The organism is Jiulongibacter sp. NS-SX5 (genome assembly GCF_052828545.1).
Genome location: NZ_CM128248.1, coordinates 2,700,232 through 2,720,197 on the forward strand (window position 1 = coordinate 2,700,232; position 19,966 = coordinate 2,720,197).

Annotated in this window: 19 protein-coding genes; 13 read left to right on the forward strand and 6 right to left on the reverse strand. The window is 40.7% G+C overall.

Annotated features, from left to right (window positions below; genetic code table 11):
- Positions 1-16: 16 nt before the first annotated feature.
- Positions 17-1,411: a 3-isopropylmalate dehydratase large subunit gene (gene leuC, locus ACUXV0_RS11985; RefSeq protein WP_446189794.1), complete on the reverse strand. Its 1,395-nt coding sequence runs from the start codon at positions 1,409-1,411 to the stop codon at positions 17-19.
- Between the two features lie 232 nt (positions 1,412-1,643).
- On the opposite strand from leuC, the gene ACUXV0_RS11990 reads away from it, so the two are divergent.
- The 7 genes from ACUXV0_RS11990 (at position 1,644) to ACUXV0_RS12020 (ending at position 7,617) form a co-directional block, all read left to right on the forward strand.
- Positions 1,644-3,716 (forward strand): type VI secretion system Vgr family protein, encoded by a 2,073-nt coding sequence (locus tag ACUXV0_RS11990; RefSeq protein WP_446189795.1) that lies wholly within the window; start codon positions 1,644-1,646, stop codon positions 3,714-3,716.
- Positions 3,717-3,787: 71 nt separating this feature from the next.
- Complete coding sequence (locus ACUXV0_RS11995; RefSeq protein WP_446189796.1) at positions 3,788-4,168, forward strand: DUF983 domain-containing protein; 381 nt, start codon at positions 3,788-3,790, stop codon at positions 4,166-4,168.
- A gap of 100 nt (positions 4,169-4,268) precedes the next feature.
- Positions 4,269-4,628: a four helix bundle protein gene (locus ACUXV0_RS12000; RefSeq protein ID WP_446189797.1), complete on the forward strand. Its 360-nt coding sequence runs from the start codon at positions 4,269-4,271 to the stop codon at positions 4,626-4,628.
- 51 nt (positions 4,629-4,679) lie between these two features.
- Complete coding sequence (trxA, locus tag ACUXV0_RS12005) at positions 4,680-4,979, forward strand: thioredoxin (RefSeq protein WP_446189798.1); 300 nt, start codon at positions 4,680-4,682, stop codon at positions 4,977-4,979.
- Between the two features lie 90 nt (positions 4,980-5,069).
- The gene (locus tag ACUXV0_RS12010) at positions 5,070-6,041 is read left to right on the forward strand and encodes a DUF6807 domain-containing protein (protein ID WP_446189799.1); all 972 of its coding nucleotides are present in this window, start codon (positions 5,070-5,072) and stop codon (positions 6,039-6,041) included.
- A gap of 54 nt (positions 6,042-6,095) precedes the next feature.
- Positions 6,096-6,869 carry a TerC family protein gene (locus tag ACUXV0_RS12015; RefSeq protein ID WP_446189800.1) on the forward strand — a complete coding sequence of 258 codons (774 nt, stop codon included), beginning with the start codon at positions 6,096-6,098 and terminating at the stop codon, positions 6,867-6,869.
- Positions 6,870-7,032: 163 nt separating this feature from the next.
- Positions 7,033-7,617 carry a lysophospholipid acyltransferase family protein gene (locus tag ACUXV0_RS12020; RefSeq protein WP_446189801.1) on the forward strand — a complete coding sequence of 195 codons (585 nt, stop codon included), beginning with the start codon at positions 7,033-7,035 and terminating at the stop codon, positions 7,615-7,617.
- A gap of 1 nt (position 7,618) precedes the next feature.
- Here the strand turns inward: ACUXV0_RS12020 and ACUXV0_RS12025 are convergent, their stop codons facing one another.
- On the reverse strand, positions 7,619-8,125 hold the full coding sequence (locus tag ACUXV0_RS12025; RefSeq protein ID WP_446189802.1) for a YdeI/OmpD-associated family protein: 507 nt from the start codon (positions 8,123-8,125) through the stop codon (positions 7,619-7,621).
- Between the two features lie 101 nt (positions 8,126-8,226).
- On the opposite strand from ACUXV0_RS12025, the gene ACUXV0_RS12030 reads away from it, so the two are divergent.
- Positions 8,227-9,366: a glycoside hydrolase family 26 protein gene (locus tag ACUXV0_RS12030; protein ID WP_446189804.1), complete on the forward strand. Its 1,140-nt coding sequence runs from the start codon at positions 8,227-8,229 to the stop codon at positions 9,364-9,366.
- Between the two features lie 59 nt (positions 9,367-9,425).
- Here the strand turns inward: ACUXV0_RS12030 and ACUXV0_RS12035 are convergent, their stop codons facing one another.
- Both ACUXV0_RS12035 and ACUXV0_RS12040 read right to left on the reverse strand, forming a co-directional pair.
- Positions 9,426-10,190: a ThuA domain-containing protein gene (locus ACUXV0_RS12035; RefSeq protein WP_446189805.1), complete on the reverse strand. Its 765-nt coding sequence runs from the start codon at positions 10,188-10,190 to the stop codon at positions 9,426-9,428.
- Between the two features lie 89 nt (positions 10,191-10,279).
- Positions 10,280-10,708 carry an NUDIX domain-containing protein gene (locus tag ACUXV0_RS12040; RefSeq protein ID WP_446189806.1) on the reverse strand — a complete coding sequence of 143 codons (429 nt, stop codon included), beginning with the start codon at positions 10,706-10,708 and terminating at the stop codon, positions 10,280-10,282.
- A gap of 167 nt (positions 10,709-10,875) precedes the next feature.
- Between ACUXV0_RS12040 and ACUXV0_RS12045 the strand changes: the two genes are divergently transcribed.
- From ACUXV0_RS12045 to ACUXV0_RS12065, 5 genes are all read left to right on the forward strand, one after another.
- On the forward strand, positions 10,876-12,072 hold the full coding sequence (locus ACUXV0_RS12045; protein WP_446189807.1) for a DUF6807 domain-containing protein: 1,197 nt from the start codon (positions 10,876-10,878) through the stop codon (positions 12,070-12,072).
- Between the two features lie 15 nt (positions 12,073-12,087).
- Complete coding sequence (locus ACUXV0_RS12050) at positions 12,088-13,470, forward strand: Gfo/Idh/MocA family protein (RefSeq protein WP_446189808.1); 1,383 nt, start codon at positions 12,088-12,090, stop codon at positions 13,468-13,470.
- 69 nt (positions 13,471-13,539) lie between these two features.
- Positions 13,540-14,889, forward strand: coding sequence for a putative oxidoreductase C-terminal domain-containing protein (locus ACUXV0_RS12055; protein ID WP_446189809.1), 1,350 nt, complete (start codon positions 13,540-13,542; stop codon positions 14,887-14,889).
- A 1-nt stretch (position 14,890) separates the two neighbouring features.
- On the forward strand, positions 14,891-15,724 hold the full coding sequence (locus ACUXV0_RS12060) for a cupin domain-containing protein (protein ID WP_446189810.1): 834 nt from the start codon (positions 14,891-14,893) through the stop codon (positions 15,722-15,724).
- A 110-nt stretch (positions 15,725-15,834) separates the two neighbouring features.
- Positions 15,835-16,908, forward strand: a complete 1,074-nt coding sequence (locus ACUXV0_RS12065; RefSeq protein WP_446189811.1) for an acyl-CoA thioester hydrolase/BAAT C-terminal domain-containing protein — start codon at positions 15,835-15,837, stop codon at positions 16,906-16,908.
- Positions 16,909-16,987: 79 nt separating this feature from the next.
- On the opposite strand, the gene ACUXV0_RS12070 is transcribed toward ACUXV0_RS12065, so the two are convergent.
- Together ACUXV0_RS12070 and ACUXV0_RS12075 are read right to left on the reverse strand one after the other, a co-directional pair.
- A complete protein-coding gene (locus ACUXV0_RS12070) occupies positions 16,988-18,070 on the reverse strand; it encodes a BamA/TamA family outer membrane protein (protein WP_446189812.1) in 1,083 nt (360 codons plus the stop codon).
- A 164-nt stretch (positions 18,071-18,234) separates the two neighbouring features.
- Positions 18,235-19,857, reverse strand: coding sequence for a dipeptidyl-peptidase 3 family protein (locus ACUXV0_RS12075; protein ID WP_446189813.1), 1,623 nt, complete (start codon positions 19,855-19,857; stop codon positions 18,235-18,237).
- Positions 19,858-19,966: the final 109 nt, after the last annotated feature.

Here is a 19,966-nt window from a genome sequence, read left to right on the forward strand (position 1 = left end):
CGTTTGCCGAGTACTGCTACAAAAACTCCCTCGGATCTGTCACTTTTCCTGTTACTGCAGCTGCGGCAGCTACAAGTGGAGAAGCGAGCATTGTTCTTGAATTTGGCCCTTGACGACCCTCAAAGTTTCTGTTTGAGGTAGAAACGGCCAGCTTACCAGCCGGAATCTTATCATCATTCATTGCCAAACAGGCTGAACAACCCGGCTGACGTAGGGCAAAACCTGCTTCAGTTAGAATGTCAAGAATACCTTCTTCCTGAATCTGTGCTTCTACTATATGCGAACCCGGAACTAGCCACGCAGTCACATTATCTGCTTTCTTCTTACCTTTCACCACTGAAGCAAAAGCTCTGAAGTCTTCGATACGACCATTGGTACAGCTACCAAGGAAAACGTAGTCTACATCGGTACCAATCAACGAGTCACCCTCATTGAAGCCCATATAGTTTAGTGACTTTTTGAAAGATGCTTCACCATCAATTACATCACTCGCCTTAGGCACTCCGTTAGAAATTCCGGTTCCCAGACCAGGGTTTGTACCGTAAGTAATTTGAGGTTCAATATCAGCAGCGTCATACACTAATTCCTCGTCGAAGGTAGCTCCTTCGTCAGTCTTTAGGGTATTCCAGTATTCTACTAACTCATCCCATTTTTCTCCTTTTGGAGACTGCTCTCTGCCTTTCAAATAATTGAGTGTGGTTTCGTCAGGGGCAATCATCCCGCCACGAGCACCCATCTCAATAGACATGTTACACACCGTCATACGGCCTTCCATGCTCATTTTCTCAAAAACATCACCAGCATATTCTACAAAATATCCTGTAGCACCTGCAGCAGAAATTTTAGAGATGATATAAAGGATGACATCTTTAGGCATTACTCCTTTGCCCAGTTCACCATTCACGGTGATTCTCATTTTCTTAGGCTTAGGCTGCATGATACACTGAGACGATAGCACCATTTCTACTTCTGAAGTACCAATACCAAAGGCAATAGCTCCGAAGGCTCCGTGCGTAGAGGTATGTGAGTCACCACATACGATGGTCATCCCCGGAAGTGTGATACCATTCTCTGGTCCTATTACGTGAACAATACCATTCTTCTGGTGGCCAAGACCCCAGTGAGAAATTCCATACTTGCCAGTATTGGTTTCTAGTGCTTTTAACTGATTAGCTGAAAGCGGATCTTCCACAGGAAGGTGCTGATTAATGGTAGGAGTATTATGATCTGCCGTAGCAAAGGTACGGTCTGGGAACATAACGCCGATTCCACGGTTTTCAAGACCTAAAAAGGCCACTGGGCTTGTCACCTCATGAATAAAGTGACGGTCGATAAAAAATACATCAGGACCATCCTCAATCTTCTTCACTACGTGAGCATCCCAAACTTTATCAAATAAGGTTGTAGACATTGCTATAGGTGTTTATTCTAATTCATTTGTACTCACAAAAACCATGTCTCACGGCTTTTGAATTACAAATTTGATAGTCTTCTGACGATAAGCTTTAACAAAAAGAGGTCAAAGAATAGCGTTTTTGGTTCAATCATTCATTTTGACCTATATGGGCCTTTTGCCGTATTATAAAAAACTCTGGACTATCAGCTTTGATCGCCCTAATTTCATGCAACGATAGCCATGATTTATGAAACACCTTACTCTTTTCTTCCTGCTGACTTCTATCTCTATTTCACTCTTTTCACAGAATGTGCTTATTGAACCAAACAAAATCAGCACAGAGGATTTAGAAGTGATACGTCAAAAGGACTATAATCTTGCTTTTGGCTTAATGGCCAATTTTCTTGAAAATGATCCTCTTGACCTTCACCAAATTGCGAAGTATAAAGATTACCCCGGGCCTGATAAGCCGGCTGATTTAGATATCACTGGTATTACAAGCAAAAAGGCAGAAGTCATTGCTTTTGACATCAAAGAGGAGATTAATCAACTACCCAAAGTATGTGTTTTGTGGAAGATAAATACCAAAAAAGACCAGATTGATATGCTTGGAGAAGAGGCTACCTTTTCACTTTTCAATAAAGCGGGAGTAGAAAGAATTTTTGAAGGAGTTGTTACAATGAGCCAATATGTAGGCTACAAAGAAGAATATTATTATCTGATAACGATCGAGCCTTCATACTACCCACTTTCTATAAACGAGAACTTTAAGGTATTTCAGGAGCTAGACTTAAACGATATTGCAACTGAAATTTTTGGTCTTGTAGGTTTACAAAGTCCTGATTTTGTAGAAAATACCCCTGTGTTCTCATTAAAAACCCAATACGAGGAAACAGACTTGGACTTCATAACCAGAGTAGCTGCTGACTATGGTTTATGGTACTATTTAGAGTCTAATACCACTGACCCAAAGATGGTTTTCGTTGACGGCCTAGCCTCTAACCTAAATGACATTGATACCTTAGTCTACGATGGTCCGAATACCTCGACAGACAGTCTGGTAGCGACAAGAATATTTTACACCGGAACCGGAACAGCTATTATACCAGGAAAGAACAAGGTGCTCCAGTATCGTGACCAACTTGGCTCTGCTACAAGTAGTACTTATTTAAATGGTGGGAATAACTTTCAGACATACCGACTCGGAAACAAATACATTAGTCCCGTAGAGCTTGGTGAAGCATCCGAGAATTTGGCATTAATGGAAGAACATGAGAAAAGAACATGGTTTGCCTGGGGGAATTACATGGAGACAGCACCTGGTTACCTTTTTTATTTGGATGATACTTTTGATGACGAACTTAGTGATGAGTACCTAATCACCGCTGTTCACCATTCAGGGTTTATTCAGGACAAAGGAGGAAATGAGAAGCTGTATTACAGTAATACTTTTGAGTACGTCAATACCAGCACCCCTTTCCGAAAAAAGGCAAAAGAAGGCCATAAAAAAGTGAACGAAATAACCCATGCTGTAGTCACTGGCCCTGAAGGTGAAACCAGACATGTAGATGAGCATGGCCGTGTTCAGGTCTATTTTGTATGGTATCCCAGCCTCTTTGGTGAAGAGGGACCACGGGTCTGGGTTCCGATAATGAAACCATCTCATGGTAGTACTTCTGGTTTCTCTTTCATTCCAGAAATAGGTGATGAAGTTTTGATTAGCTTTATCAATGGCGACCCAGACAGGCCGATCATTATCGGGAGTGTACCCAATCAGCTTCAGCCTACCCATAAAGAGCTTCCACAGAACAAAAACACTGACTTTATCATCTCCGCAACAGGGACCAGTTTCCCATCAGAAATTAGTATGAACTCTACCGAAAATGCCGAAAGTGTAGGTATCAAAAGTAGAAGCATAAACCTGGATCCTCTTGAAAAAATAAATCTAAACGGTCAGGCACAATCCTCTACTCAGTTAGGAAACGGAGTGAACTCATATGGCTCTATTTATGCCGACAATCAAATAGCCGCATGGGGTTTTATAAGAGCAGCCGGATCGATCTATGGTAGCTTTGGACTTAAGACTCTTGTAAAAAACTCAACGGGAGTGTATACCATTACCACAGATGTAAATACAAGTAGTGCTATCCGCTCTCTGGTGGTATCTCCTGAAATTGACAATGCCCCTACTACGGCTGGTTCAATGAGAATAGCTTCTTTTAATTTTAATGGTAACGGCACTTTTGAGGTATATATTAATGATGGCAACGGCACACCCGTAGACAATGATTTTACGTTTATTCTAACAGGTAGAGAATAAGTCATATCGTAACAAATGTTACTCTACACAGTTGGTAGAATGACTATCTTTGTGTCAGAATAAAGAACAACATGGGAAAAGTATCAAATGCCTTGGTTTTGAAATGCCCAAGGTGTGGAGGTGGAGAGCTATTTGAATCAAAAAATCCGTACAAAAAAGGTAAAATGATGTCTATGCACACGCATTGCTCAAACTGCGGACTGAGGTATGAAAAAGAGCAAGGCTTCTTTTATGGTGCTATGTATGTAAGCTATATGTTGAATATGGCTCTTTTCATCACTGCCACGGTAGGCTGGTACCTTTTTATTGAAGGAAAAATAGACTGGAGAATCTACATTGGTATTTATGTGGCATTAACCATCCTTTTAGTACCTATCATTTTCAGATACTCCAGATCCTTGTGGATGACCATGATGATTAAGTATGAACCTGAGAAAAGGGGGGAACGATAAGTATTAGTAAGCAGTTTTCAGTTCGCTGTTGACAGTCAAAGTGAGCTTTGGAATTGCATTAGCTTTTGAAAAATCCAAATACATAAAATTTAAAGACTTGATGGCTTACAAGATGAGTTTTCAATTGGCAATGGAGGATTTTGAGATTTCGAAATCTTTTCCAAATGAAGAGAAATACTCATTGACTGATCAAATAAGAAGAAGCTCAAGATCAGTAAGTGTGAATCTGGCCGAGGCTTATCGAAAAAGAATATATCCTGCTCATTTCAGATCTAAATTGACTGATTCTGATAGTGAGTATTCTGAAACTCAGGTTTGGCTAGACTTTGCTATGGAATGTAAATATATTAAGGAAGAACAATATTTAGAGCTAAGCTCAAAGACTGAAGAAGTTGGTAAATTATTGAATTACATGATTAATAATCCAGAGAAGTTTGGTTCATCAAAAACTGGAAACTGAGACTGTTGACTTTGAACTTTAAGAAGACTTTGAGACTAAAATAATAAGAATATGACCGGAACATTTGAAGAATTGATCGCTAGTGATCAGCCTGTATTAATCGACTTTTTTGCAGAGTGGTGTGGGCCTTGTAAAGCCATGGCTCCTGCCCTACAGCAATTAGCCGATGAAATGGGAGATAAAGTAAGAATTATCAAAATTGATATTGACAAAAACCCCGCATTGCAACGCAAATACAAAGTAAGCGGTGTACCTACCGTTATGGTTTTCAAAAACAGCAAGCAGCTTTTCAGACAAAGTGGAGCCATGATGCTTCCCCAACTTAAGCAAGCTGTGACGCCACATTTGTAGGGTTCGTCAGCTAAACCAACTGATTAAAAGTCCCTTGTACAGTTATGTATGAGGGATTTTCTATTTTTGGGTAATCACCTAATTGAAATAATGAAAAAGATTACCTTACTCTTGCTGGGCTTAAGCTACTTTGCCTCAGCACAAAACCAACCTATATCATTTAAAGAAGTTCCGTCTGAAGACAAAATTGAAGTTTATGCCGGAAAAGACCTTTTCACGGCTTTTCTGTTTGACTCAGATAATTCTATCAAAAAGCCGGTTTTATATCCAGTGCTCTCTCCTGAGGGCAATTTCATTACCCGAGGCTGGCCACTTAACCCCAGAGAAGGTGAACGAACCGACCACCCGCACCATGTTGGTATCTGGTTTAATCATGGAGATATCAATGGCAATGACTTCTGGAACAACTCTTACGAGAGAGACCAGACCAAACGCCACTATGGAACGGTGGTGCATACTGCGGTCAAAAAAGTAAAAGGTGGAAAGAAGGAAGGAAATATTATTGCCCAGGCAGACTGGAACGACTTTGAAGGTAAAACACTAATTAAAGAAGAAAGTAAGTACACTTTTAAGGCTACAAAGGATTATCGAATAATCGATCGTGAAATTACGCTTCAGGCAGTGGAAGATGTTTTGATTGCCGATAATAAAGAGGGGATGATTGCCATAAGGCTGGCCAGAGAGCTTGAGCATTTTGACCCTAAAAGAGATTATCAGCCAACTGGCAACTATACCAATGACATGGGTATAGAAGGAACCGACGTCTGGAGTAAACGCTCAGAATGGATGAGGCTGACTGGAAAAATTGGAGATGAGGACATCACTCTTGCTATTTTTGACCATCCGGACAACTATAATTTCCCGGGTCACTGGCATGCCAGAGGTTATGGGCTTTTTGCGGTCAATAATATAGGCTCTGAAATTTTCTCTAAAGGAACAGAGGTAACTGATTATACCCTAAATGAGGGTATGAAACTTAAATTCAAATACCGAATACTCATTAGCTCAAAACACCTCACCGAAGACGAAATGGTAGAAGCCGCCAGAGCATTTAAAGAATAGGATTTGTGAGGCATGTTCTTTTCAGATATTTTAGCGTTAAAATAAAATCAACAAATGGAACAACTGCTTACCACTGCAGCTCTTACGAGTGTTTTGACCCTAACGATTCTGGAAATTGTACTTGGGGTAGATAACATCATCTTTATCTCCATCATTTCCGGAAAACTGGAAATCAAAGACCAAAAGAAAGCCAGAAACATAGGTTTGGCTTCTGCTATGGTAATCAGAATAGGTCTGCTATTTGTCCTGAGCTGGATTCTGGGGCTTGAGAAAGACCTATTTAACCTACAAGACCTCGGCCTTCCGTTTGATATGGGCATGAGTGGTAAAGACATGATTCTGCTAGGTGGTGGTTTGTTCTTATTGTATAAATCTACTTCAGAGATTCACCATAAGCTAGAAGGAAAGGATGATGACTTCGGTCACGAAAAGGTAGCCCCTACCCTCACCAGAGCCATTTTAGATATCACCATTATCAATATCATCTTCTCAGTTGACTCCATAATCACTGCTGTAGGTATGACAGACATCATTGCGGTAATGGGAGCTTCCATTATACTTTCTACTATAGCCATGCTGTTATTTGCGAAAAGCGTTGGCGATTTCGTAGAAGCACACCCTACAGTGAAAATGCTGGCTCTTTCTTTCCTGGTGATGATCGGGACTTTATTGGTAGCAGAAGCTTTCCATGTACATGTTCCTAAAGGATATGTGTACTTCGCAATGGCATTCTCGTTCATTGTAGAAATGCTGAACATCAGAATGAGAAAAGCCAATACCAAACCAATAGAGCTGAAGAAGCACGTCAAAGAAATGGCTAATGAATAAAGCGTTAAGCTTCATTTTTACGCTATACTGTGGCATCATATTTTTGGTGCCATTTCTTCTTCTTTTTCCGTTTATTTTTCTGTGTATTCAGTTCAAATCTTTACATCGGTTTGCTCACAGAATCATACGGTTTTGGTCTTCTATTTTCTTTTGGCTAACGGGCATGCCCATCAAAAGAATTTTCAAATTCAGACCCGATACAAAGGAGACATACGTTTTTGTGGCCAATCACTTTACTTATCTGGATATAGCTGCAGGAATGAATGTGCTGGATAATTACTTTGCCTTTATCGGCAAAAGCTCCGTCAAAAAAGCACCTTTATTCGGGTACATGTTTGCTAAACTGCATATTCAGGTAGACCGCAGTGACAAGTGGAGCCGTACTAAATCTTTCAAAAAAGGGATAGACACGGTTAGGAGTGGCCGGTCAGTCTTTGTTATGCCAGAAGGAGGAATCATTACCGAGGAGGCTCCTCAGATGCATTTGCCATTTAAAGATGGTCCATTTATCATGGCTATTGAAAATCAGGTTCCAATAGTACCCATCACTTTTTTGAATTTCCATGAAATCAATAAACCTCTCAATAGGTTTAGACCCGGCATAAGACCTGTGGCCATTTTCAATGAAAAGATTGAAACAAAAGGTAAAACCAAAGATGACCTAGATGAATTGAAAAGAAAAGTCTACGAGGTCATTCAAGGTGATTTAGATGAAAGATGGGATCATCAGAGTAAGGCTTATTTCTAAACTACTTCTTCGCTTTAAAATGCCTGATCATAATATTGTATTCCATCTTGTTTGAAAGTCCATAAAGGGCTTGACTAATTCTTTTGGTTTTGGTGTCAATGGTCTTAGCAGAAGCTATCCATTTAGAGAAATATCTTCGATGCCCGGGAGTTAAAGACTCAAAGAATTCTTTAGCGGCCTGTTCATCCTCCAGGCAAGCCATAAAATCTTCGTCAAACTCAAATTCACTATTGTCTAACTCCAGTTTAACAGTCACTTTATAGCCCTTCTCTTTTTTGAGTTTTCTTCTGAGGTCTGCTTTGAGTGGCAAAATGAAATTACCCTCACCCACCGGGATAAGGGCGAGCTGATTAATCTTTACAGAGTCTATCTGGCCTCTCACCCGAAAAGAAGTCTTGGTGTCGGGTTTTAATTGATGTGCCACCGCCTGTTCTATTTCCAGATAAGTCCAGCCGGTTTTCTCACCCATCTGACCATACTTTAACATTTCAAGTTCCAGTTCTACCATTGGCAATTGCTCTACAAAAAATTCAATTTAAGAGATTCTCTATCAAATCTGTAAACCTACAAGTGTAGATTTAAAACCACTTCTACCTTTAATCTCTAAAAATGAAAAAACTATTAGCCTTATTCTCGCTAATTATAATCACCACTATGCACAGCATGGGTCAATGGAAACCAATAGACCCAAACGCTACTAAACAAACAAGAGCCCTTTTTAAAAGCCTCAAAAAAATTCAAAAGAGAGGTGTCATTTTTGGTCATCAGCATGCCACAGAATATGGGCGAGGCTGGTATGGTGAGGATAACAGATCAGATGTGAAATCTGTAGTTGGTAGTCATCCCGGTATCATTGGGGTTGACTTTAGTGGCTTTACAAGAAGAGACAGTTCTATCTATAAAACCAACCTGAAAAAGGTAGTGGAAGACCACTATAACCGAGGGGGTATCACTACTGTAGCATGGCACTTTTATAACCCCATGGGTAAAGGTGGTTTTTACTGGAAGGGCTCAGACTCCATCAATGTGGTGCCTAGACTTATACCTGGCGGTGACGGCCATGAACAATACAAAATGATTTTAGATGGAATAGCTGAATGGGCTAAAAATGTCAAAGGCGAAAACGGTGAAAAAGTACCCATGATATTCAGACCGTTTCATGAATTTGATGGGGGTTGGTTTTGGTGGGGTGCTCCTTACTGCACAGTTGATGAATTCAAAACTTTATGGAGGTTTACAGTTTCTTATTTACGAGATACAAAAGGAGTACACAATTTCATTTATGCCTTCTCTCCTGACAATAGATTTTCAAATGTAGAGGAGTTTCTTGCCAGATACCCCGGTGACGAGTGGGCAGACATGGTAGGAATGGATAATTATGGTGATATGGGCAGAGACCACTATGATCTGGAAACCGCGGCCAAAAAACTGAAAATTGTTTCAGATTATGCTATCAAACATAAGAAGTTAGCTGCTTTTACTGAAACCGGTCTTGAATCTATACCGAATGACAAATGGTGGACAGAGGCTCTTCTCAAAGTACTCAAAACCAAAGGTCTAAGAATGTCTTACGTTCTGGTCTGGAGAAATGATTCCCGTAGCAAAACGCATTATTATGCCCCTCACCCCGGTCATAAAAGTGTACCCGATTTTGAGGTTTTTTATAATGACAAGTTTACGTGGTTTGAGAAAGATCTGGCCGCCAAAAATATCTACAAAAAACCTCGAAAGCCTCTAAATCGCCAATAAACAAAACTGCCCTCAAAAGCGGTTGCTTAAGAGGGCAGATCTAGTGAATTCTTTTGTGACTACTTAATGCCTTTGCCAGTGGCAGCCCAGTAAATACCGCCGTAAAGGTGATCAAGGAAAATAGGATCCTCAAAAACACCAGGAATATGACCCAAGCCTGTATAGAAAGCACGGCCACCATCATAAGGGTGATACCAGCTGATCGGGTGGAAATCACCCATACCCTTTCCTTCATTATCGCCCCATTTAGCATATGGCTCATAGCTGCTTTCGTCTACAGAAAGCAGATAGTGCAGATCATCAGCGATGATTGGCTTTTGATATTCATACCACTCATCAGTCCAGATTAACCTTTTAGGAAATCTACCCATTCCTGGGAAATTAGCATCTTCTACATTCAGATAGGCAGTTTGCTGGCGAGGGTGAATTTTGAACATCATACCTACCATTTTGGTATACCACTCCCACTCATATTCGGTATCAGCCGCAGCATGAACGCCTACCCAGCCTCCACCGTTTTGAATATAACGCTCAAAAGCGGCCTGCTGATCGTCATTCAATATGTCGCCAGTCGTACTTAAGAAGATGACTACATCATAATTCTTTAATCTCTCATCTGAGAAAACACTTGCATTTTCATGCCAGTCCAGAGCCATAGAGTGTCTTTTGCACAGCTTTCTTATGGCTGTCACCCCTTCATTTATTGACTCATGATGGAAGCCCGCAGTTTTAGTAAATAATAATGCTTTGAGAGTACCGTTTTGGGCGTTTGCTGCATAGCAAAAGAAAAACAGCACGGCCAATGCCCATAAATTCTTTTTCATTTCAAATAGGTGTTAAGTTGACATTTAAAGCCCCGAATTAATTCAAAAAGCCAGAAAAAGCCTAATCAGTATCTATAAATCAAGACTTTCTATAGCCATACGTGCTCTATCTCGCCGATAAACTTTTCTTTCAGCTCTCCGGATCTCCATTTTTTCAATGGTCCTTTCACATCTGGGTACATTTTAAAGTCTTCTTCTAGCGAAACCCACTCAACTGCTAAGGCCGAAGTTTCATCGGGGTTCAATTGTAGCTCACCTCCCGCTATTTTTGCTTCATAAAGAATATGAAGTGTATCCCCTTTTTCATTATGTACTTCGGCTATCAGAGCCGACTCCTCAGCTATTTCTACCTCGATACATAATTCTTCCTGAAGCTCTCTGGCAAGTGCTTCTCTTTTTTCTTCTCCGAATTCCAGGTTACCTCCGGGCAAGTTAAATAAGTCTACTCCACCGTAATTATACTTCATGGTCAGCAACTTATTATCCTGAATGATTAATGCGGCTACTCTTACTCTCATATCTAACGCCAATATCTAAAATCTACTGTTCTAGACACGCATTTCAGCATACTTTATCGGTATAATATTACTTTTTGTCTACCTGACTCTCAAAATTCAACCGATTGCATAAAGTTTTAAATCCTTGATTACTATTTTGCTTTCACTTATTCAACCCTATACATTTAATGAAAATACTTTACACGCTTTTTGCCTTGTGTGTATATCAACTCGCTTCGGCTCAAAAACTTGCGGAGTTTCAGGTGCCTCCTCACGAGCCCTCTGAGACTCTGCTTTTAAGTGCCGACTGTAGTACTTTACAAGCAGACCCTCATCAGATAAAGCTTGTCAATAAACAAACCGGAGAGTCTATCCCATTCCAACTTTCAGATCAAAAGATGCACTGGAAAGTTAGTGGTTCGTCTGCTTCGCAAAACCTAAGTTATGAGATCCACAAGGCTGACCATCTTGACTCTCCTAAAAAATTAGAATTCAAAAAAGAAGATGGCCAGCTGGCAATTTATCAAAATCAGGGCAAGCTTCTGGGATATCAGATGGACAAGAAGGCAGTACCCGAAGGCGTGAATAAAGCCTTTGAAAGAAGTGGTTTTATTCATCCATTAAACACACCCAAAGGCAAACGCCTAACCCGTATTCAGCCGCCAGACCATTACCATCATTATGGTATCTGGAACCCCTGGACTCATGTCAGATATAAAGGGGATACTCTTGACTTCTGGAACCTGAATAAAAAGCAAGGAACCGTACGATTCTCCAAACTTCTCAAAGAGGTCAATGGCCCAGTGTTCTCTGAGTTTAAAGTACTTCATGAGCATGTGTTATTAATCGGAAGCAATGAAGAAGTAGCTCTGAATGAAATACAGACGATGAGAGTAACACCCATCAATGAAAGTAGCTATTTGCTTGATTTCACTTTTGAGTATAACTGTGCTACAGATGCCCCATTTGAAATATTGGAATACCGATATGCAGGCTTTGGCTGGAGAACTACCGAAGAGTGGGATAACCAGAACAGTACTGTTCTCAGCTCAGAAGGCAAAACCAGAAAAGACGCAGATGGCACCTTAGCCAGATGGTGTATTGTACAGGGAAAACTTGGCAATAGTACAGGAGGAGCCATCATGCTCTCTCACCCGCAAAACATCAATCATCCTGAGCCTTTGAGAATATGGCCCGAAAACCAATATGGCCGAGGCGATATGTTTGCCAATTTCGCTCCTACCAAAACACAGGATTGGACAGTAGAGCCAGGTAAAACCTATACCTTACGTTACCGACTCGTCGTGTTTGATGGTAAAGCTACAGCATTAGACGCCGAAAAAGCCTGGAAACAATTTGTGAAACCTATTGAAATCAATTTATAAAACCATTCGTGATCAATGAAATCTTCAAAAATTAATCGTCGAAAATTCGTCGAAAATACTTTTAAAACCACGGCAGCGGCCATTGCCCTGCCCACTATCGTTCCTTCAACTGTCTTTGGTAAAAATGCACCTTCAAACAAAATTCAGGTTGGTCAGATCGGCTGCGGGAGAATAGCCCGCGGACATGACATGCCTGGTACTATGCAGCATGATGTTTCCAGAATCATATCTGTTTGTGATCTGGATAGTAATAGAACCAAGGACGGCAAAAAGCTCGTAGAAGACTATTACAAGAAAAAAGGCACATCAGTAGACGTCACGATGTATGACGACTACCGTGAAATGTTACTGAATAAAGAGTTGGATGCCGTAATCATCAGTACACCAGACCACTGGCATGCTCAGCCAGCCATAGAGGCGGCATTGGCAGGAAAACACGTGTATCTTCAAAAACCTACCTCACTTACTATAGCTGAAGGGCGGTTACTCAGCGATGTCATTCATAGAACCGGTAAAATCTTACAGGTAGGTACTCAGCAGCGTTCTTCTCCGCAGTTCAGATATGCAGCAGAGCTTGTACGCAATGGTAGAATAGGAAAACTTCATACTGTAAAAGTTGGCTTACCTGGTGACCCGGGAGGACCATTGGCAGAAACTCAGCCGGTACCGGCAGGTTTTAACTTTGATATGTGGCTAGGTTCTACCCCAGAAATGCCCTATTCAGAAATGCTGGTTCATCCACAAAAAGGATACGGCAGACCAGGTTGGTTAAGAAAACGTCAGTTTGGTGCAGGTATGATCACCGGGTGGGGTCAGCACCACTATGACTCCGCCGCATGGGGTATGGATACCGAGTACACCGGACCTATTTCTGTAGAGGCTGTAGCCGGGTTCCCGAAATCTGGTAGCTGGGATGTACACGGCGACTTCATGGTGAAGGCTGAATACGAAAACGGCATCACTATGCTAACCAGTGGTGGTTTCCCGAATGGTATCAGATATGAAGGTGAAGACGGCTGGATCTTCGTGACTCGCGGAGCCTACAGAGCTACAGCTTCAGATCCAATTCCTGAGAATAACGGTGTTAAATCACTCGATGCCAGCGACCCTAAAATCTTAGACTCTGTTATCGGCAAGGATGAAATTCACCTTTACGAAAGTAACGAGCAACACGGCAACTGGCTTGACTGTATTCAGTCTGGAAAGCAACCGATTTCGCCGGTTGAGATTGGTCACAGAACTTGTTCCATTTGCCTGATTAGTGATATTGCCATGCAATTACCCCGTAAGCTAAACTGGGACCCTAAAAGAGAACGTTTTGTGAATGATGATGAAGCTAACAGCATGATCAGCAGACCTCAACGTTACCCATACGGTACCAACTATATCAATTTGTAATTTATTCAACCATCCTGAAGCACGAACCTCGCCTAGCCGTGGTTCGTGTTTCCTGTATATTACTAACACATGAAAAAACTAACCTTAATCGCTCTGGCGGCCATGGCTGCATGTACACCAAAAGCTACAGAGGAAATGAGTGAAGAAAAAATCAAAATTGTGACGCTGGACCCCGGGCATTTTCATGCTGCATTGGTTCAGAAATCCATGTATGCAGATATTGACAGTACCGTCCATATCTACGCTCCCGAATCTCCCGATCTGGACCTCCACATGGCCAAGATCAACCAATACAATAGTCGTGAGGATAGCCCTACAAGCTGGACCTCTGAGATCTACAAAGGTGATGACTACCTCGAAAAGATGATCGCCGATAAATCTGGTAATGTGGTCGTTTTGGCAGGGAGCAATCTCAAAAAGACAGAATACATCTCTGAAGCGGTAAATAATGGCTTTAATGTTCTGGCTGATAAGCCAATGGCCATTAATTCTGAAGATTACGCTCTATTGCAAGATGCTTTTGCTACTGCAAAAGAAAAAGACATTCTGCTGTATGATATCATGACGGAGCGTTCTGAGATCACCACAATTCTTCAAAAAGAACTTTCTCAAAATGCTGAGCTTTTTGGTGAACTTGAGATAGGTAGCCCGGAAAACCCGGCTGTAACCAAGGAGTCTGTTCACCACTTTTTCAAATATGTCTCTGGCTCACCGCTGATTCGCCCGGCTTGGTTTTTTGACACCAAACAGCAAGGGGAAGGTATCGTAGATGTAACTACTCACTTGATAGACCTTACCTTTTGGGAGTGTTTCCCTAACCAAATCATCGGCGATGAAAACGTAGAATTAGTAGCGGCCAGAAGGTGGCCTACCGTGCTATCTCCTGCCGACTTTGAAAGAGTAACAGGCCTGAGTGAATACCCTGAGTTTTTGTCATCTAGCATAAAAGACGGAAACCTCGAAACTTATGCTAACGGCGAGATCACGTATACTATTAACGGACACCACGCGAAGGTTTCGGTCATCTGGAATTACCAGGCACCGGAAGGAACCGGCGATACCCATTACTCTATCATGAGAGGTACCAAAGCCAACCTTGTGATCAAACAAGGAGCTGAGCAGGGTTATAAGCCAACGCTTTATATAGAACCTGTGGTAGAAATCTCTGAAGATGAAGCTCAGGCTGCCATAGACAAACTTTTAAGCAGTTATGACGGGCTTGCTTTAGAAAAAAGCAATAAAGGCTGGAAAGTAGTGATCCCTGAAAAATACGATATCGGTCACGAAGCTCACTTTGCTCAGGTCATGGAGCGTTTCATTGAGTATTATAAAAATGGCACGATGCCGGAGTGGGAAGTACCGAACATGCTGACCAAATATGGCCTATCTACTCGTGCTTTAGAATTAGCTAACCAATAATATGTTCACCTCCGCCCCTCTCAAAGCGAGAGGGGTTTGGGGTGATTTTGACTTCCTCTACCCTATTAAATATGATCCCATGAAAAGCATCCTATCAGGCCTCTCCTTATTCTTCTGCCTTTTAACGGCGAACGCACAAGTTCGTTCTATTGTCTATGACTTCAATAGTCCCGTGAAAAGTGAAAGGCAAAATGGGATGTTGATCAAAACTCATTTTGATGATGAGTGTCTGGATTTTCAACAAATGGTGATGAAGTCTTTTCATTTTGAAAAAGATCAAACACTTCACCTAAAAAGCTCGTCACTAGAACAATTGGTAATCATCAAAACCGGAGACATCGACTTTGAACTAGGAACTCAAAACATGACGATGGGGCCCGGAAGCATTGCATTGGTTTTGCCAGGGGATTTATTGAAAATGAATGCTCCGCAAAACGCAGAAGTTTATCTGATGCAGTACCAGGCCAAAGAAGGTCAGAGTTACGACAGAGGTGAGGAAAACGGAGGTTCTTTTTTGATGAATTGGGATGAAATCACCTATGAACCTCACGACAAAGGGGGTGTGAGGCATTACTATAAAAAACCTACTGCTGCCTGCAAACGCATGGAAATGCACGTCTCAAACCTCAACCCGGGCATCAAAAGTCATGAACCACATACCCACCGAGCACCGGAAGTTATTCTGATGACGAAAGGAAGCTCAGAAATGGAAATCGACGGTAAAGTTTACCCTGCAACTGCCGGTGATATCTACTTTGTAGAATCTATGGTTCCGCATGCCATCAAAAATATAGACACTGAGCAGATTCAGTATTTTGCTTATCAGTTTGAGTAGTTAGATATTCGATCGTCGGATTAAAAGATGTTAAATTGCTTAATACGTGCTTTTTAACTGGATTATTTTTTGTCAATTTGAGTTGCAAATTAATTGACAGAAACTCCATAATGACAATACTCCTCTCTCTTACGAAGCAAGTATCAAAAGTGGGATCTAATAGAAAATTATATAGTTTACTATTGCTAATATCTCTTTTCCCCTTTCCATGTTTCACTCAGGAGACATATGAAGATTTAAAAGTTATCCAAAACAATGGGTTTGAAATTAAGGATGTAGATGGAATTCAATTTGTTCATACCAAATCTATAAAACCCAAGCCTACAATTATATTTATTAGAGGCTCAGATTTTGCACCTCTTTTTGTTAATGGTCATTCACTGGTTTTCCCGTTTAACTTTAAAAAGTACGATGATGAATTCAATTTTGTAGTTATGTCAAAACCAGGAATTCCAATTTCAATTGACAGCTTAAGAAATAGATTTATAAATGAAACTTACAGAAATGGTTACTATATAAATCAAAATGCCAAAGTTCCTGATGACTTCGTTAGAAATAACAACCTCACTTATTATTCAAAGGCTTATTTTAAAATACTTAAATATCTTAAAAAGCAACCTTGGGTTGATTGTAAAAGGTTATTTGTTGTGGGGCATTCACAAGGAGCGAATATCGCCGCATCAATAGCTTTAAAAAATAAAAACATTAAGAAGGTAGTGCTACTTTCTACGCACCTCGGAAATAGGTTTACAGAAGCTATTTCAAAAGTTAGATTTCAAGAAAACTCAAATAAGATTTCTTCTAAGGAAGCTCAATCAAGAATAGATTCTATTTATACTGAACATGAAAGGTTATTTCTTAACCGAGAAAATAATACAGAGCTATTCGATAGCAATACTTTCTTTTCATATGCATCTTTTACCTATCCCAGTATACATGAAAAAGTTATTCAGCTATCTCAACCTACTCTATTAATCTATGGAACAAATAGTATTCAAGACTTAGATTGTGATTTTTTAAAGCTTAGGCTAACTGAGAAAAACATTAAGAATATTAAAGTTTTACCAATGATTAATAAGGGTCACAATTTTTTTACATATCATTTCAAGAAGAATGGCGAATATATAAATCGAACTTTTGGCTGGGACTCAGTTTTTAAAGAAGTGGTAGACTTCTTGAGGTAGTATACTCCAAAAAAGTATTAATCATAGCACGACCCTTTATTTCCAAGTTTAGTCGTGCCACGATAACAATATTTTCTCCTTAAAACGCATCCCCCAGTTTCATATAGAAACCATCGGTGCCTATTGAAGTACGAGCATAGTCAAAAGCAGCATAAACTTGTTTCGATTTATTGATTCTTAGTCGCAAACCTGCACCATAGCCTGCTATCACTTTTTGATTCAGTAAACTCGAGAATGTAGGTGATGTATTGCCCATTGAAGCGAAGCCTGCCACCTTTATCAGAGGCCATAGTTCATAACGATATTCACCTTGCAAAGCCCAAAGGTGATCATCTCTAAAATGACCCATAAATAATCCACGAACCAGCTTCGGCCCTCCAAGCCTGAATTTCTCCATTATAGGTACCTCACCTACTGAGCTTTGAACCAGCAATTGAGCAGCCAATACGTGTTTTTTGACCTCTTTATACTTCCTGAAATCTGCGTTAATCAACTGATATGCGAACTTATTGGCCTTCAGGTCAAACATGGAATAACTGTACAGGTCCAGATACATTCCCCTTTTCGGGCTAAACTGATTATCCCGCTTGTCAATGGTAAAAACAGGCCCGCCCCCTATGATCGTGGAGTTTGTGCCAGTTGGCATTATTTCATCAAAAGGGGCCTCATCTACAGACGAGTTAAAGAATCGGTTATACTGATAGCCTAAGCCTGCAAACCTCCGCTTCCCCAAGTTTCTGCTCAGCCTACCAAACACCCTGAATCGCTGGTAATGAATATTCAGAAAATCTTCATTTGGCAATGTAGGTGTGGTGGTACCCCAATAACGCTCCAGCTCATCAAAATACCCTGCCCTGAAAAAGACATAATACTTTTCATATGGCGTGTAAGCGGACATAAAAAGTTCGGTATTCAGCTGCCTTCTGGTAGAGTACTGTACATCTATAAACGAAAGACTGGATCTGGTAGTGGTATCTTCATCTGGCGTAGTTTTATAATAGTAATCTACAAAGACACCAAACATGACACCCACCTCAGGGCTGATCACAACACTCGGTATGGGCAATAGGTTAAACTCCTTATTGAGAAGAGAATCAATACTCCATTTCTTTTGACCAAAACTTAGAACTGGTAAGAGGAGAAATAGAAAGAATGCTCTCAATATGATCAATTTTCTGCTGATAGCGTATTAACGTAGAATAAGGCTGAAAGGGATTTAGGATGACATCTTTTATTGATTCTTCATGGCACGTCTCTTTGCTTTTGCTTAGTCGTGCCATGAATGTTAACTACGTGGCAGTGTTAATTTTACTTTTTCCGGAAAGCTTAAAGCCCCAGAACCTCCACGCCTTGATTGAAAACAATGTCTCTTGGGATGCCTGCCTCACCTACTCTATCCAGATCTTTTTGAAGATCTGCACCAACAACTCCCATTTCTTCAAATAATTGAGAAACGCCTTCATAATTTCCATCGCCCTGTAGGGTCAGGATTTTTTCAGATAGAGAGTTCATCGCCTTTTGAAATTCATCAAACTTGACTTTGTACGTTCCTTTCTCAGCATCATAGCTGAAGGCATTCATTTCTTTGAAGTAATTAAAACGAATCATATTGGCTTTACCATGAGCACTGGAAGCACCAAATCGCACCGAACGGAAAATCCCGGCTAAAAATGTGGTGTAATAGTCCATCAACTCTCCTTTAATCTCCCCTTTCTCATGTAGCTGAGTTACCATATAAAGACCTAAGATATCTGCTTTGCCCTCTTCTAAAGCAGACCCATTTTCTTTTAGGGCATCCCGAACAGTTCCTTTACCATCAATCGTGTTTTTGATACCCAATCCGTGAGCCACTTCATGAAACATGGTATTGGCAAAAAAGGCATCAAAAGTCACATGCTTTCTTTGAGATGCATCAATAAGCAGTTCACTAATGGGCACCATAATTTTGTCAAATTTGGCCTGCATGGCATTCTTCAACTGCAATCTACGCGTCCCCTTTTCCAATTGTACTCTTTCGTCATTAGGAAGATTAATCGCGATCGTCTTTCCGCCTGAATTACAGTCACCTGCGTAATAAATCACATCATAGGCATTCAAGTCTGAGTCTGTGCCCGGCGACTCCTTCTTGTAAACCTCCTCCACGGGTAAGTTTGCCTGCAGTTCCGGTAAGAAAGAAACAAACTTCTCGAGTCTCTTACTCCAGTCCATGTCTTTAATAAGTACATAGGCTTCGTGAGCTGCTTTATAGTTATAAAGTTGATCTTCATAATTTTCAATGGGCCCCACCACAAAATCTATCTGGTTTGACTTCATATCCATCCACGCAAGGTCACTAGCCAGATACTCATCAGTAAGCAGTGCTTCTGCTCTCAAGTTCAAATACTTTTTGAAGCCTTCATCCTCTGCTAGTTCAGCGGCTTGTTTGAGTAAATCCGCGGCCTTTTGAGTTTCACTGGCAAAAGCCTCATGATATGGAATCGTATACAGTTCTCCTTCTTCATTTCTTCTAATAATGGTGTATAGGCTTGTTTTATCATTACTCTCAAAAGCTTCAAACTCCTCTTTGGTCATATCTTGAGGATAATACTGTGCACCTGCCGGCTTCTCTTCTACTCCTGCAATAAACGGCTCATTGGCTCTTAGCCTATCCCAGGGTCCGTAATTATAGGTCACAAAAGTTTTGGCGGCTTCATCTGAAAGTGTGTCCAGAATGGCATTTTTGTCACCGAATGCTTCCTGCCAAAAAATATCATCCATGATTTTTGATGCCTCTATGAGTAGAGGTATCATTTTCTTTTGATTCTCGGTCAATGAAGAAAGGTCAGAAGTTAATGTAAACTCGGCATATTCATTGACTTTTTGCTGCATCACAGACTCCTTAGGTTCTGAAATAGGAACACAACTAAAAATGACTGCCGCCAATACTAAAAAGAGGGAAATTCTATTCATCGTTTTCGTTTGGTTTTTAGGCTGTTGATTCTACAAATTAAATCTTCTTAAAACTCATTCCCAAACCTTGATTTGTGTTAATAAGAGCAGTCAAAGTGATTAAATTAAT